Origin of the sequence: Gayadomonas joobiniege G7 (assembly GCF_000300815.1) — a bacterium.
GTDB classification, from domain to species: domain Bacteria; phylum Pseudomonadota; class Gammaproteobacteria; order Enterobacterales; family Alteromonadaceae; genus Catenovulum; species Catenovulum joobiniege.
The window spans coordinates 643257-659064 of sequence record NZ_AMRX01000008.1 but is presented as its reverse complement, the minus strand read 5'-3'; the positions used below and the strand labels follow the sequence as shown (position 1 = coordinate 659064).

Annotated in this window: 9 protein-coding genes; 2 read left to right on the top strand and 7 right to left on the bottom strand. The window is 40.4% G+C overall.

Translation table 11 applies throughout. The features are described from left to right. Positions 1-84: 84 nt before the first annotated feature. Entirely contained in the window at positions 85-2634 is a 2550-nt protein-coding gene (locus C727_RS0117295; RefSeq protein ID WP_017446926.1) for a glycoside hydrolase family 2 TIM barrel-domain containing protein, read from the bottom strand. 145 nt (positions 2635-2779) lie between these two features. Beyond that, positions 2780-4849 carry a methyl-accepting chemotaxis protein gene (locus tag C727_RS0117290; protein WP_017446925.1) on the bottom strand — a complete coding sequence of 690 codons (2070 nt, stop codon included), beginning with the start codon at positions 4847-4849 and terminating at the stop codon, positions 2780-2782. 176 nt (positions 4850-5025) lie between these two features. Here C727_RS0117290 and C727_RS0117285 point away from each other — a divergent pair, with 176 nt between their 5' ends. Continuing rightward, a complete protein-coding gene (locus tag C727_RS0117285) occupies positions 5026-6489 on the top strand; it encodes a RimK family protein (RefSeq protein WP_017446924.1) in 1464 nt (487 codons plus the stop codon). On the opposite strand, the gene C727_RS0117280 is transcribed toward C727_RS0117285, so the two are convergent. Continuing rightward, the gene (locus C727_RS0117280; RefSeq protein WP_017446923.1) at positions 6475-7581 is read right to left on the bottom strand and encodes a GNAT family N-acetyltransferase/peptidase C39 family protein; all 1107 of its coding nucleotides are present in this window, start codon (positions 7579-7581) and stop codon (positions 6475-6477) included. The genes C727_RS0117285 and C727_RS0117280 overlap by 15 nt on opposite strands. 164 nt (positions 7582-7745) lie before the next feature. On the opposite strand from C727_RS0117280, the gene C727_RS0117275 reads away from it, so the two are divergent. Beyond that, positions 7746-8693, top strand: coding sequence for a LamG domain-containing protein (locus tag C727_RS0117275; protein WP_017446922.1), 948 nt, complete (start codon positions 7746-7748; stop codon positions 8691-8693). Positions 8694-9071: 378 nt separating this feature from the next. On the opposite strand, the gene C727_RS0117270 is transcribed toward C727_RS0117275, so the two are convergent. From C727_RS0117270 to C727_RS19225, 4 genes are all read right to left on the bottom strand, one after another. Further along, positions 9072-10229 (bottom strand): methyl-accepting chemotaxis protein, encoded by a 1158-nt coding sequence (locus C727_RS0117270; RefSeq protein ID WP_017446921.1) that lies wholly within the window; start codon positions 10227-10229, stop codon positions 9072-9074. Positions 10230-10366: 137 nt separating this feature from the next. Beyond that, on the bottom strand, positions 10367-12892 hold the full coding sequence (locus C727_RS0117265) for a glycoside hydrolase family 2 TIM barrel-domain containing protein (protein ID WP_017446920.1): 2526 nt from the start codon (positions 12890-12892) through the stop codon (positions 10367-10369). Between the two features lie 9 nt (positions 12893-12901). Beyond that, positions 12902-14359, bottom strand: a complete 1458-nt coding sequence (locus C727_RS0117260) for a DUF7133 domain-containing protein (RefSeq protein WP_017446919.1) — start codon at positions 14357-14359, stop codon at positions 12902-12904. Further along, complete coding sequence (locus C727_RS19225; protein WP_017446918.1) at positions 14359-15723, bottom strand: c-type cytochrome; 1365 nt, start codon at positions 15721-15723, stop codon at positions 14359-14361. The genes C727_RS0117260 and C727_RS19225 overlap by 1 nt, the downstream gene beginning before the upstream one ends. Positions 15724-15808: the final 85 nt, after the last annotated feature.

Genomic DNA, 15808 nt, shown 5'->3' with positions numbered 1-15808 from the left:
AGAATCAAAAAAACGGCCAGCTTAAACTGGCCGTTTTTTGTTTAATCAGCACACCCCTCGCCCGTTAAAACGAGGTTTGAACAATTATTGACTATCAATAGTAATACGCTGCTTCGCAAAACCTTTTGCACTGGCCGTAATAGTGATCAAGCCAGGCGTTTTAAGCGATTGAATAATAGCGAGCGCTCGGCCTTTGTCTGTCGTTAGCTTGTTAGACTGAAAATCTTGAATGTTATCTGGGGCACCGTTATCCACCCCGAGTAACTTAGCTGGACCGTCAATTTCAAAAGTCACATCAAGATCTTGTGTACGTATCGCACGACCTTTATCATCAACCAGTTGAACCACCAAATGTGCCACATCATAAGCATCTGCGGTTAAATTGGCTTTATCAGAGGTAAATTTTAAAGCAGCAGGTTCACTCGTTGAAGCTAAAACAACCTCTTGCTGCTGGCCATCAAAGCCTGCCCTAGCCATTAATGTACCTGGCTCATATGGCACTATCCAGCGCACAATGCGATTGCCGCTTTCTGATAAACTACGATAGCCTAACGAACGGCCATTTAATAAAAGCTCGACAGTGGCATGATTCGACGCGACTTCGACTAAAACCAAGTCACCTTCTTTATAATCCCAATGCATATTAGAATCACGCAGTTTAAAACTGCCACCCCAACCATTAACATCTTTTTGGATCGGAATCGCTTTATTTGACAGTTCGTCTTTTTTGAACCCTGAGCCTTTTAAAGGTAGCGTCCCAAGCGATAAATGTGGCTCATTCACCCAATAGCTTTTAAAGTAGTTCCAACCTTGGCGTTTAAAACCGGCTAAATCTAAGATATCGCCCCAACCACTTTTTTCAGGCCACTTGTTGTGATGTTCCCCCATATAGTCGATGCCTGTCCACATGAATATGCTGAACACACCAGGGTTTTCTAGTACTTGCAACCAGTCACCCCATAAACCTGGGTTTTCATTGATGGTGATCAATTTATCCGGAAAATGAGTTTGCGCCCAAGGGATGGTAATATTTCGGTAGCTAAAACCTGCAATATCCACTGCATCTGCATAACCTGTAACCATGCTCACTTGTGGAATGATCATATTCGTAGTGACGGGTCGTGTGGTATCTAACTCACGCGTCCATTTTGCTAATTTTTGCGCGGTTTCGTGCAATAAATGGGGCCCTTTTTCGGTTTCATCGTAGCGCTTTTTAAGCTCTTCTGGTGAATATTTTGGTAAACCGCCCCAAAAATTACCATCTTTATCTGGTGCATCCGGGGTCCAATAACCAGTAACAAACCGATAGTTTAAATAAGTCCACTCTATTTCGTTACCAATACTCCATTGCACGACACTCGGATGGTTGCGATCTCGCAACATGGTGCGCGTTAAATCACTTTTGGCCCATTTTTGGAAATGCATGTCGTAGCCACGAGAAATATAATCATCGTGACGATCATGTTTGTTTAAACGTTTGTCTTTTGGGTTATCAAACTCATCAAAAAACTCATTCTGCACTAGAATCCCTAGCTCATCACATAAGTCTAAAAACTCTTGCGAAAATGGGTTGTGCGCTGTGCGAATCGCATTTACGCCAGCGTCTTTTAAACTTTGTAAACGACGTTTCCAAACGCCTTTAGGCACTGCTGCGCCAACTAAACCACCATCGTGGTGTAAACTAACCCCTTTCATCAAGGTCGGTTTACCATTTAAGAAAAAGCCTTTACCCGCTTCAAATTTAATATCACGAATACCAAAAGATGTTGTATATGAATCAATTAAAGTGTCATCTTGATAAATTTGTGTGAGCACACGATACATATTTGGGTTTTGTGTATCCCAAAGGTTAGGCTTTGCAACACTTAATTGCTGCTCAAAAGTTTCACGTTCGCCCGCATCTAATTCATAGTCATCTTCAACACTCGCAACGTGCTCGCCTTTGGCATTAACGATGTGGTTAACTAAAACAAAATTTCTGTCTTTTTGATCACTATTATTAATTTCTACAGCAACTTTAACGGTGGCTTGCTGCGGATTTACCTCAGGCGTGGTGACAAAGGTACCCCAAATAGGAATATGAAGTTTATCTGTCGTCACTAACGTCACATTTCGATAAATTCCACTACCTGTATACCAGCGGCTATCTACATAACGAGAATGGTCAACATGCACAGTTAATATATTGTCGCTACCGTCAGTGTTTAAATATTTTGTTAAATCCCAATATACAGGCGAATATCCATACGGATTTTCGCCTAGTCGTTGGCCGTTTAACCAGAACGTTGCATTATTGTATACACCATCAAATAACACATAAGTGTTTTTTGTTTTAGGGTTCGCTGGGGTTTTAAAATGTTTTTGATAAATACCAACACCGCCAGGCAAATAACCGGTTGCACCTTCCCACTTTTCTGCAAACGAAGCTTCAACGCTCCAATCATGAGGCAACCTGACGTCGCGCCAACCTTGATCATTTAAAGGTACTTGATCAGGCAAGTTGCGACTGTCAACTAAAGTAAATTTCCAGTCAAAGTTAAAATCACTTTCTCTCTGGTTTGATGGCCCCAAAGCCAACACACTTGATGTAAAAATAATCAGCAAACAACTGCCAATAAATTGTAAAAATCTCATCAGACCCTCTTCTCAGCACTTATAAAACAATAATTTTATACTTGGTTAACATCCAAGTTTAATGGCTTATTGTAAACATACAACCATTAATTGTTAATATACTTTTGAATTGGGTCATTCAGTGATATTTTTTTGTCAAAATTTGCTAATTTTTCTCATTTAATCTGAAGCGTTTAACATGTTGTTGCAGTTTATTTCCTTCGTCCGTTAACGTATGGGTGACTTCAAGAGTTTGTGTTGCTTGTTGATGCATACTATCGGCATCATCCCGTATTCTGTGAATTTGTTGATTTATCTCATTCGATACTGATGTTTGTTCCTCGGCAGCAACCGCTATTTGCTGTGCCATTTGTGTAATTTGATCCATTTGGTTTTTTAACGTAGAAAAAGCCGCAGCCGTTTGGCTAACAATCTCAATCGTATTTTCACCTCGATTTTGGAGTGCCCGCATATTATCAGCAGCAGATTCAGCACCGTTTTGCAAACGCTCTATTTGGCTTCTAATTTCTTGTGTAGAATCTTGCGTACGTTGTGCCAAGCTGCGTACCTCATCAGCAACCACGGCAAAGCCACGCCCCATCTCTCCAGCTCGCGCGGCTTCAATTGCAGCATTCAAAGCCAATAAATTAGTCTGCTCAGAAATCGCCTGAATAACATTTAAAACACTACTGATTTGACTGGCCTCCTGATTTAAATTGTCAACCGTTTGTGCCGTGTGGTCTAATTCACTGATTAAAGCCCGCATATCAGATTGCATTAACTGTGCATCATTTTCACTGCTAACTGAAGTATCATGCACACGAACCACAGTATCTGAAGTCGACTGTGCCATGCCAGCAACTTCTTCAATAGTCGCTGTCATCTGATTAATTGCTACGGATACAGTATCCGTTGATGATTTTTGGCTTTCTGATAAATTGAGAGAGGTTTGCATCGCTGCCTCGACGCGGCTACTCGCCTGTTTCATTGCATCGGATTGAGTCATCACACCGTAAATAGCTTGGTTGAAACTATCCATTAACTGATTAAACGCGATCGCGGCGGCCGCTAATTCATCTTTGCCTGATGCCGGTAAACGAATATTCATATCCCTGTGTTTAGCCAACATTTGGTACGTCTGCACCATTTTATTTAAAGGTTTGGTTATACTTGTAATTATGGTGTTTGAAATAATCAATAGGGCGATAATTAAAACGACTAAAACAAGTAGCGTATTAAACACTTTGTCTTCGGCATCCGCCATTTGTTTGTTTTTTTGCTGTTTAATTTTTATAACCAGTTGAGCTAATAATTGGTTATATGCTTGAGCCAGTTGTTCCGCATCATTCAGCCAATCATTTATATCCATCTCAATTGGTTGGCCCAAGTTATCTTTGATATTTCGACGCTGGTTTTCATAAACTTTATTAACCGTCATAAACGCTTGTGTGTCGCGAATTAGGCGATTATATTCGGCTTTAATTTGTGCCGGCGCATAACTTAAAAAACGCTGTATAAAGTCTTTTTCAAGGGCTTCATATTTAACTATAACACCGTATAAATACGGAAAAATACGCCCTGTGATTCCGGTTTCTATCGTGCCCATTTGAAACGCAGCTGTATTTTTCGCTTCAATTAAATTTTGAAACGCACTGGCCAACAAAACCAAGTCCTTATTTTCAGCCGCGAGTAATACAACCTGATGAGTACTGCTTAAAAATAAGTCGATGAGCTTTTCAATCTCCATCAAAGTCCAGGTGACTTCACCAGCGGGGGTTAACACTGTCGTAGAACTTTTTAACCTTTGGTCTATCAAACTGCGTACTTTGGGAAAAAATTGTAAACTTGTTTGGATTTGTTGAATATCTTGATTGAGCGCTGCAGATGCGGCTAGTTCTGTTTTTTTAACTTCAGTAAAACTTTTAAATCTCTGCCATGCGTTGTCAACTAACTCGCGTTGTTGGAGCATTTCCTTTTTAAACTCGAGACCCGCAGGATTATCTGGCTTTCCGGGCCCTAAATACCTTTTAGTAGATAACCATTCTTGCTGTAAATATGCAATAAAAGGTGAGACTGCTTCAACATACTCTAATGACACATTTAATGCTTGTAGCTTGTTAAGTTGTTGATCCGCTACTTGATAGCGCTCTACGGTAAAATATAGGATCACTAGGAGCGGCAAAAATACTAAAAGAATAATACGGGTTTTAATTTGTAACCGACTTAACAGATTCATACATTTACTACTTATATTTAATATGGATTGTTTATATTTGATTAAATCATATTTTTCACAGAAATGTAAATTTTTTGTTTTAGGGTATCGCCCAGAAATCGATAATATAGCTTGACGAGTGTGCAAAAAGGACTTAAATATGCGGCTCATTGAGCCATTTATTTTTAAGGAATTTTATGCAAGCTCAGCTTATCGTTGTCGACGATCTATCATTAACCCAACATTTAGAACTAGGTGAGTTTGCCATTAGTTTTGAGCAGTATCTTGCAGAGCACCCGAAAAAGGAGTTAAAAAATGTTCGTGTGATCAACCTTTGTTCTACCGAACAATATTTAGGCAAAGGATATTATTGTTCTTTGTTGGCTGAAGCCCGTGGCCATAAAGTAATACCTAGTGTTAATACAATTAATGACTTACGGAACGAACAACTGTATAAACCTCAGGTTAGTGGCAAACTGGTCCCTAAAATTCCTCCTCAGAGTCCACTTTGGCAGCAGCAAAAAATAGAGCTATGGATCTATTTTGGGCAGAGCCCAATTGACGGTTTTGATAACTTAAGTCAAAAACTATTTGGTTTATTCGCCGCGCCAATCTTAAAAATAGAGTTGCAAATTCAACCTTGGGCAATTTTACAAGTTACAGCCTGCTCGTTAAGCGATTTATTAGCTGAGCAAATTATTGACTTTCATACGGCTTTATTTAAATTTAACCAAAAATTATGGAACCAAAAAAAACCAGCAAAACAAGCTCGCTGGGAAATGGCGATTTTAGCGAACGAAGCGGAAAAGCTACCACCGAGCGATAAAGCTGCATTAAAAAAAATGCAAAAAGCAGCCGCTAAGGTTGGCATACAAGCCGAGTTTATTGGCCCAGACGACATCCACAGATTGACTGAGTTTGACGCGCTGTTTATTCGTGAGACCACAGCGATAGACCATCATACGTATCAGTTTGCTCGCAAAGCCGAACTTGAAGGCATGGTTGTTATTGATGATCCAACATCCATATTGCGCTGCTGCAATAAAGTATTTTTACATGATGCTTTTACCTATAATCATGTACCTGCGTTAAAAACCCTGAGTGTTTCAGACGCAAGCGAAAGTACTTTGCAAAATTTAGAAGCCGAGTTTAGTTACCCTATGGTGTTAAAAATACCAGAAGGTGCATTTTCGCTGGGGGTGTTTAAGGTTAATGATAAAAACGAGTTAACAAACCGCCTGAATGATATTTTAGCCAAAAGTGCTTTAGTATTAGTACAAACCTATTTGTTTACAGAGTTTGACTGGCGGATTGGTATTTTAAATAACAAACCTCTCTACGCTTGCAAATATAAAATGGCTCGTAACCATTGGCAAATCTACAACCATAACCGAAAAAAAACCGAATCAGGTGGTTTTGAAACACTACCCACTTTTGAAGTCCCGAAGTCTGTTTTAGATGCTGCGATTAAAGCATCTAAAGTCATTGGTAATGGCCTCTATGGTGTTGATATAAAACAGCAAGGCAAACAAGCATTTGTTATTGAAATTAACGACAATCCAAGCCTGGATTCAGGGGTCGAAGATCTATATTTGGGGGATGAGCTTTATATGTTAATAATGTCTGAGATGGCCCGCCGTCTGGAGCTACGCGGGCGCTGATAACAAAATTAATGAGCGCAGTTTACTTTTTCCAAATTGCATCATTTTTGCAAATTCATCTCTTTTAATTGGTAAATATTGACACGCGGCCTGATCGGTTTGTTTATCGACTGGATCAGGATCGTGCAAATAAACACATGTATCATCCATGCCCGACACCACAACCCAATGAGGCGCTTTTTTTCCATCAAATCTATAGGTACTTATCAAAATGATTAACATTTTCCCACTAAACAATGCTTGTTGCATTTCATCAAGTGAAAAACGCTTTTCATAAATAGGCAGCTGACTATGTTTTGCTTGTTGGCGAAAACTGTCATCTACTGTTTTTATGATTTGTCGTTTATGATCACTGCGTACACCGTCTAAAAACAAAGTATCTTGTTGATTTAAATATAACTGGCAAGTAAATCCACGCTTTTGCATCGCCAATGCAAGTCCAATTGGATGACAGCCGCCATGTCCAGATGTCATATATATTGTGGTGGCTTCCCGCCATATTTCTAACTCTAAACTTTGCGTAAGCGATAAATCATCAACCAGTGCTTTCATCGCCATCATGCAGGCCGCAGGGCCACAGGTAAAGTCTGTGGTTTGTTGATACCAAGGTACCTTGGGGGTTGTTAAGTTTTGCGGTTTAAATAACAAGCGTTTTTGCATTCTTAGTGCATTTTGATGATCGGCATAATAGTCTGGGTAGACATCAAACACTTTAAAACCCAGCTTTTGATAAAGATTGATCGCCGCAATATTATTTTGTGCAACTTCTAACCGTAAAAACAGTTTTGCTTGCTCCGCAGATATTTTTTCAGCAGCCTGCATTAACTTCGCGGCAATGCCCTGCCCTTGCGCCTGGGGATGAACCGCTAACGAATAAACACGCGCCAGCACACTGCCTTTATGTAACAAGACCAGCACATATGCCAACAATTGTTGGTCTTGCTCTACAATTTGCAAACTGGCTGAGTCACTTTGAATAAAACGCCTAAAACTGCGTTTGGTTAGACGGTCACTTTTAAAACAGCATTCTTCTAGTTGAACCAAAACATTTATGTCTGCTAACTCAGCAGATCTGATCGAGATGGCATGCAAAATAAAATACTCATAAATACGAATACCGTATTTTACTGTAAATTTGAAAAGTTAAAACAAAAATAAAGTGCCTATATCTGTTCCCAAAGACTCATTGACGACTGTTAACAATTAAATTATATTGATTAAAAATTTAATGACCCGTTTACAATAGGTAGTTCAAGATGTGTACTTTTAAATCATTTGCCTTTTCTTTATTAAGTTTGTCTGTTGTCACTGCGTGTGGCATTACCAATGGCTCCGACACATTAAACCAAACAATTAAGGCACCTGAAAAAGTGTCTGATGTGATTGATGTGAATACCGCAAACCCGGATTACCCAAGCTTTGTATCCTTTGACAATACAACGCCAGAGGGTAAAAAATGGCAAAAAGTTGCCAGCTTATCGGATGAGTTTGATAGATGGGACTCAAACAAATGGACTAAAACGAATTGGAATTACGGCAATACCCCAGTCAATATGTTGAATAAAAATTCAGGGGTCTCTAACGGTTATTTGTGGATTAAAGCGACGTTAGATGAAGGCAGCGCAGAGCAATGGTTTGAAACCTCACGCGTTCGCTCAAAAGACAAAATAAAGTTTCCTATGTACACAGAGTCACGAATAAAAGTCGCTCACATTTCGGCGTACAACACCTTTTGGTTAAACAATGGCGACTCCAATAACAGAGACGAAATTGACATCATTGAAAACAACTCTAACCCATCGATGAATCAAGCCAAACACAAAAATTACCCTTGGGAAATGCACTCCCAGTACTTTATTGTTAAAGACGGTGTGACAGAGCGTAACGGCGATAAAACCCCTTCAGACAATCGCCAATTATCCGATAAAAACACATTAAAAGGCGTGCCTTGGAACGAGGCTTACCATGTTTATGGCGCTTGGTGGAAAGATGAACATACAGTGCAATTTTATTTAAATGGCGAACCTGTTAACAGCGTGACGTCTGAGCAACCATTTACCCTTGAACAACATTTAATTTGGGATTTATGGACCCAAGATTCCCATTGGGTTGGCGGTTTACCGAAAAAATCCGACTTATTGGACGACAACCGTAATACCATGAAAGTTGATTGGGTTAGAACCTGGCGTTTAGTCGACGAGTAAACCGGCTTTGCACACTTAGATGCAACCAAGGCGGATTTAATAACTGGATACCCCATTTGACAATGGGGTATTCGTGCACCACATTTACACACCGTGTGTGTAGATGAATAGTTCTACCGGCCAAGCTGTTACATTCAACCTAGGATTTAGCTTTTTAAATGAGCCTAGAAGAGCTCTAGTCCCTATGATTTGAATGCTCCAGGTTTTTCTCGCGTGTTTTGCGGGTTGATTTAGTGTCAATTTAAAACAATATATCTGCCTTTTGCAAATTTTTTGCCGCACATCAAAACCATCGCCAAAACAATAGAGGTTCGCTTTAATTAATTGAACAACTTATATTTATTTGAGGACCTTAACTACACTGATGACCCAGCAATTTTATACAGATTGCTCTATTTGCAGTAACTCATCACTTAACAGATCCATTGCCTGAGCTATCTGTTGAAAATTGTCTATCGTTTGATGAAAAGACTGACCCACTTCATCTGCAATTCTATTGCCCTCGCTTATCACTTGGGTGCCTGCACTGATTGCACTTTCAATTTCTGTCACCGCTTCTTCACTACGCTCAGCCAGTTCTCTTACTTCGTGTGCAACCACACCAAAACCTCGGCCACTATCACCCGCTTTTGCAGCTTCGATTGCGGCGTTGATCGACAATAATTTTGACTGGTTCGCTAATCCTTTAATCAGAGTAACGGTTTCGGCAATTTGATCATTTTTGGTATTTATGTCGCCAATGGTAAAAGACATAGTATCAAAGTTTTTATAACAAGCCTCAGCTAAGCCCCGAGATTGACGCGCTTCTGCTTTGATTTTGTGCAGCTTTTCAATTTTTTCTTTAATTAAAATGTTACTTTCTTCTATTCTTTGTCTGTTTACGACAGCATCTGTAACGTTACGAGTGACACCTATAATGCCTTGTAGTTTATCTGTATCTTCAGAACGCCATTGCACTTTAGTGGTCGAAAACCAAGTATCACCGGCCTGCTCTTCTACGTTAATAAAGCTTTTGGTATTTTCCATGACGGCTTTTTCGTCTAACCAGGCTTTTTTGCAAAAATCCATTGGCATAAATAAATCATCACTTTGACCTATTTTTAAGTCTGGAATCGCTTGGCAAAACGAATGATTGGCAAAAATATAATTATGGTCATTATCTTTTACATAAATCCAATCAGGTATGGTATCCAACACGGTTTTATATAATTGAGCTTGCTGTTGGATTTTTTCGATCTGTCCTTCTAACTCTAAAATTTGAGTGTTTTGTTGGTTTTTTAGCTGGCCAATTTGACTGTTTGTTTGTCCAACTAATTGCTTAAATTGAGCATTACGTTGCTCAATCTCACGCTGATAAAATTTAACCAAAATAACCGAACTAAAAAGCAACCAGCCCCATAAAAACCATAAGTTCAACAATAACGGCAGTGCAATCGCACCGGCAAAAAACGTCAAGAGGCTTAACAACAACTTACTCGTGTTAAAATTTTGTAATCCCGCGGGTAACTCTATTCTTTGCTCACTAACAATGTCCATCACAGCTCACCGTTATATTTAATACAACTAATTTACATGTAATTAAATAGTTAAAGTTGTAAACTGTCAACAGTTTTAACAAATATTACACCTTAAAAACTAAATAAAGGTTTTTAAGGTGTAATTTGATGTGGGGTTTAGGGTTTTGCGGTTAACTCTAAATGACCCTCTTGCAAATGACTGCTAAAGGCACGGACTTTGATCTTGCCCGCTCGACCAGCTTTCGATTTAACAATAAGCACAGCTTTTCCATAAAAAGCCCGCGTGTAGTCGGCATTAAAAGGGATCAAATTGCTTTGGTCACCGTTACCAACCCCTGCGATTTCCCCCCCTTCAACAAAAAATCTTATTTTGTGTTCGGCATCTGGCACTAAATGGCCTTTTTTGTCTTTTACCTCAACCGTGATATAAGACAGGTCTTGGCCGTCGGCTTGGATCACTTCACGATCAGCGTTTAAACTCAATTGATAGGCAGTATCGGCGGTGACAACTTTTTTACGCGCAACGACTTTGCCGTTAGTGTAGGCCACAACCTCAATTTCACCCGGTTGATATTCAACATCCCAACGTAACCGATAAGGTGATTGCCACTCAAATTCGCCTTCACCTAACGTATCCCAGCGGGTAAAATCAATCGGGATGGTTGCTTTATCAATACCCTTGCGTTTTTTGCCCATTGATTTTCCATTTACAAAAAGCTCAACTGCTTCTGCGTTGGTATAAGCAAGCACAGGAATGCTTTCCCCCACTTTATTAGGCCAATTCCAATGGGGTAATACATGTACCATAGGTTTGTCTGACCATTGGCTTTGATACAGGTAATATCTGTCTTTCGGTAAACCGACTAAGTCAACAATTCCAAAAAATGATGATTTAACCGGCCAGTCTGCATTCCAATGACCGTCTTTATTATGATCTCGACCACCGTATGGTGTGGGTTCCCCCAAATAGTCGAACCCAGTCCAAACAAATTCTCCCATCACTTGAGGGTTGTTATCTAAATAATAGAACTCAATATCTGGCGGGTAAGCCCACGGTGGGCCAATATAATCGTAACTGCTAACTTCACGTGAATCATGTTTGCTAACGGATAAATCTTTGCGACCTTTTTCTAACGCCGGAAAATGGTACGCACCGCGCGTGCTGGTCACCGATGATGTTTCGCTTGCCAGCAATATATAATCTGGATTCTGCTGATGGACTTTTTGATAGGCAACAGGTTTATAGTTTAGACCCACTATATCTACTTGATCGCTTAATTTATTATTGATCGCCCCCGGATAATGATTAAAACCAGCCGCCACTAAGCGCGTTGGGTCTTCATCCTTTGCAATATCAGTTAGCTGCTTAGCACGTTTCCAACCGTCTTTTTGAGCCTGCTCCATAATTTCATTGCCCGTACTCCACATAATGATTGATGGATTATTTCTGTGTTGTTTGATCATTGCACGGAGATCTTTTTCGTGCCATTCGTCAAAGTATTTGTTATAAGAGTTTAGAGCGCCACGTTTGGGTGCTTTCCAAACGTCAAACGCCTCAACTTGCAACAAAATACCCATTTTATCGGCTAATTCGACTAAAATTGGTGACGGCGGATTGTGAGATGTGCGAACAGCATTCGCACCCATTTTTTTCATTATTTGTAGTTTACGCTCGATCGCTCGACGATTCGCCACTGCGCCTAGCGGACCGTTATCATGGTGTAAACAAACGCCTTGAATTTGCACACGCTCACCATTTAAGAAAAAACCATTGTCGGGCGTAAACTTAAGATCTCGAATACCAAGTGGTGAATAATAACGGTCAACTTCTTGGCCATTTAAATATAGTTTTGATTCAACTCGATAAAGGTAAGGGTTATCAACGCCCCATAAATGCGGATTTGAAATAGTAAAATCTTGTTTTGCCAACTTTTGATTTGGATTTAACTTTTGCTCAGCACTAGCCACTGGCTGGCCTTGCGCATCAAGGATGCGTGTTTTTAAAACACCTCCATCAACTTGCTCCAGGTTATTAATTTCAGTTTTTACGGCAACTCTGGCTTGCTTTTTATTGACACTTGGGGTGGTAACAAAAGTCCCCCACTGCGCAATATGCAGAGGTTCATCAATTTCTAACCAAGTATCCCGATAAATACCCGCCCCTGGATACCAACGACTGGCAAAATCTTCGGCAAACAATTTAACCGCTATCACATTGGCTTGCCCATTAAATTTTAGATATTCAGTAATATCGTAATGAAAACCAACATAACCAAAAGGCCGATAACCGACGAGTTCGCCGTTTACATAAAGCCGCGCGTTTTGCATCGCGCCATCAAAACTTAAACGAACACGTTTACCCGCTTGCTGTTTAGAAAGGGTCAGAGTTTTGCGATACCAGCCAGTACCTAAATGAGGCAAACCACCAGTTCGGGCGTTGTATTTAGGATCAAATGGCCCAGCAATCGCCCAGTCATGAGGCAAAGTCACACTTTGCCAACCAGTATCGTCATAACTAGGCAAAGCGAACCTTTTATCGTCACCCAGTTTAAATTTCCAACCTTGGTTAAAACTCGCTCTTTCTCCGGCTACACTGCTAAAACTCAATAGGCTGAATATTAACACAAAAAATAAGGGGACTAATTTCTGCTCGCGGCTATTTCGCATCCATTGTAGGCTCATATCGCCCCCTTAATTGTTCAATTGGTTTAGCGTGTAATATAGAGTGCGAGTAGACGCTTGGCTGCCTGCTTTATTTTTTACGCCGTTGAAGTCAATTTGCACGACTTTATCTGCCGTGAGAGACATTTTTAAATGAACCGTTTTCCCGTCATCACTTAGCTTGGCTGTTTTAATAGGCAACTGAGTAACACCACGTTTGGGCGAGCCATAATTGCCGTTATAATCATAATGCCAATGTTTTGCGGCAAAACTACTTGGCTTAACTGAGCTTGCTTTAAGCGCTTGCGTGAAGGTTAATTTAAAGCCGTCTTCTACTAATTTAACATCTAACACTTCGAACGGTTGTTTGCCATTCCAAACAATTTTTTGCAAACCAAATGGCTTACCACCTTTTGCTCCCCAGCCACGCGCAGTTTGACCGACCCACAGCTGGCCTTTATTATCAATATGAGTACGGATATTACCGCTTTGCATGCCACCGACAAAATTGATGACAGCCCCTTGATACTCACCTTTAACTTTATCAAGAATCACTCTAAATACGTTGGATTGGGTTTGATCGCCAATAAAAATCTGACCTTCAAATGGACCAAATTTACCCCCACTGGTATCCCATTCTGGGTTACCCGGTGAGTTAGCCACTTCGATATGCGGGATCCAAACCACTGGCTTTTCACTAAATTTAGCAAAATCTTCTGGCTTGGCATTGCGAATTTTTTGCTCATCCCAATCTGGGTGATCAATTAACGACACTGGGTGTGCGTAAAATTTATCTTTCTGCAATAAATGCATTTTAGAGGTAGGCACCCAATCGCCTTGGTTATCGGTAAAAAACAACTCGTCTTCTGGGCTAATACCAATACCAGCTGGCGATCTTAAACCATATGCAAAAGGTTTAAATTCACCTGCTTTTGTCACTTCAAATGCCCAGCCACGCCAGCCACCCGCGCTGCCCATAGTCCCCAACGAAAAACTATTTGGCGCGCCATGACTTAGGTTTAGGGTACCATATAAATTGCCCGCTTTATCTTTTACCGGACCAAAAGTAAATTCGTGGTAGTTATCGTGAAAGTCCCAATCATCAACAATTTGAATGTATTCATCAGCCCAGCCGTCTTTATTGGTATCCACTAAGCGGGTTAATTCGGGTTTTTGAGCGACTAAAATACTGCCGTCATCATCCACCATTAAACCAGTTGGTTCATGTAAACCGTCAGCAAATTTGTGCCATTTTTGATCATATCGCCACACTTCACCTAACCGAGTCACCACATAAATATCACCATTTTCCGCTGAATCTAACCCGGTTATATGAAAAGGCACGTCTTTAGGGGTCATCACAGTTTTAAGTTCATAACCTTCAGGGATATAGTTTTTATTTGCAAAACTGTGAGTGCTTGTTAGTAAAAGACCCAGAGGCAAAAGCGAGGCGAATAGCGATGGTTTGAAGATAGATTTTATGCTCATTATAATTCTCCTACTGCACTTAACTGAATGCTGAATGTTTTATTTTGTGCAGTATTAATGTGCCACTGTGTATGAGGCCCTTGTTTGACTAGTTGACCACCATTAATTTGATACTTGTTTTGTTTTGACCGCGGAAGCGCAAATTTAAGTTGAGTCGGTTTAGCTCCGCCTAGTACTTTATAGGTCAATGTCAGTGTTTGATTGTTAGCCTGCGTTGCCGCAACGGATAAACGTGTGTCGGCCAACGTAAACTCAAACTCAGTCGCGTCACGACGGGTGTATTTAATAAAATCACAGTCTTTTGTTAGTGGTTTGATTTGCTCTGGCGCATGAAATAACCAATCGCCAAGTGGCACACTGCCATCTTGGCCACGCTCTTTGATGTTGGGACCTATGTTTAACAAGTCTCCTTTCCATGCGCCAACAATCGCGCAGCTTCGAGTATTAAAGGCGTAATTCATTTTTTGTGGTAAACCAACGGCCACCGAATATGGCGGTAATTCGATTACAACTTTGCGTTGCACCACTTCACTGTTTGTCGCAGTAATGGGGAAATTAGTTCCAGCTAACTGCTGCACAGCCCTTTTAGACGCTGGGAATAGTTTTATATTTTCGGCATCATTGGTCACTATTAAAGAAGCATTGGTTCGGGTATATTTAGGGAAAGGTTTTGGTGGGGTCATTAAACGAAATTCAAGATGCTGTTTACCTCGTTTTAAAGGGTAACTTCCACGCCAAGCGTTACCTTTTTTAGCCACTTTTTCACCATCAATATAAACTTCTAAAAGTGTGTGGGGCGCATGAACAGATAAACGGGCATCCTGGTCCCGTGGAGCATAAAAATCACCGCTTAATACATAGGCAAACTCTTCATTTTCAGGAATATTAAAATCAGGCATATTTTTGTTCGCAGAGCCAGATTTTACGGCTCTTTGCATTAACACCTGATCCCAGTCACGTGCGCGACCCTCAGCCAGTTCGAATACTTTATAGGTTAAATTGTCCCAGCCCTCTCTTTTAGACAAAATATAAGCTGTAATTTGTTTAATTTGTTGATCGCTAAACATGCCTTTAAAAGCTGGCATACCAGCTTGTGCAAACCCATTTTGGATATTTTTATAGATGTCTGATGGCGCGCTGCCATGTACCCATTCTGAATCTTTTAAATTAAAACCTGTCGCCCCACTTAAATCTTTTTTATGACAAGAAGCGCAAATCGAGTTAAAAGCCGTTTCGCCTGCTGCCAATTGCTCTGGCTGATCAAGCAAATCAAGGATAGCTTGATCGCTTTGTGCAGCAGCCGAGACAGAGAACAGGCTGGCGACAGCAAACAATACTGGTCGCAACTGAGCTGTGTTAATCATTAATATGGTTTCCTATGGATAGCTTATTGCAATAAAACAAATGTATAACAATTCATTTCTGATATAAAGTTTTTATATAGAAAAG

Coding starts and splice junctions, on each gene's coding strand:
- C727_RS0117295 (WP_017446926.1), bottom strand. CDS start 2,634: ATGAGATTTTTACAATTTATTGGCAGTTGTTTGCTGATTATTTTTACA.
- C727_RS0117290 (WP_017446925.1), bottom strand. CDS start 4,849: ATGAATCTGTTAAGTCGGTTACAAATTAAAACCCGTATTATTCTTTTA.
- C727_RS0117285 (WP_017446924.1), top strand. CDS start 5,026: ATGCAAGCTCAGCTTATCGTTGTCGACGATCTATCATTAACCCAACAT.
- C727_RS0117275 (WP_017446922.1), top strand. CDS start 7,746: ATGTGTACTTTTAAATCATTTGCCTTTTCTTTATTAAGTTTGTCTGTT.
- C727_RS0117270 (WP_017446921.1), bottom strand. CDS start 10,229: ATGGACATTGTTAGTGAGCAAAGAATAGAGTTACCCGCGGGATTACAA.
- C727_RS0117265 (WP_017446920.1), bottom strand. CDS start 12,892: ATGAGCCTACAATGGATGCGAAATAGCCGCGAGCAGAAATTAGTCCCC.
- C727_RS0117260 (WP_017446919.1), bottom strand. CDS start 14,359: ATGAGCATAAAATCTATCTTCAAACCATCGCTATTCGCCTCGCTTTTG.
- C727_RS19225 (WP_017446918.1), bottom strand. CDS start 15,723: ATGATTAACACAGCTCAGTTGCGACCAGTATTGTTTGCTGTCGCCAGC.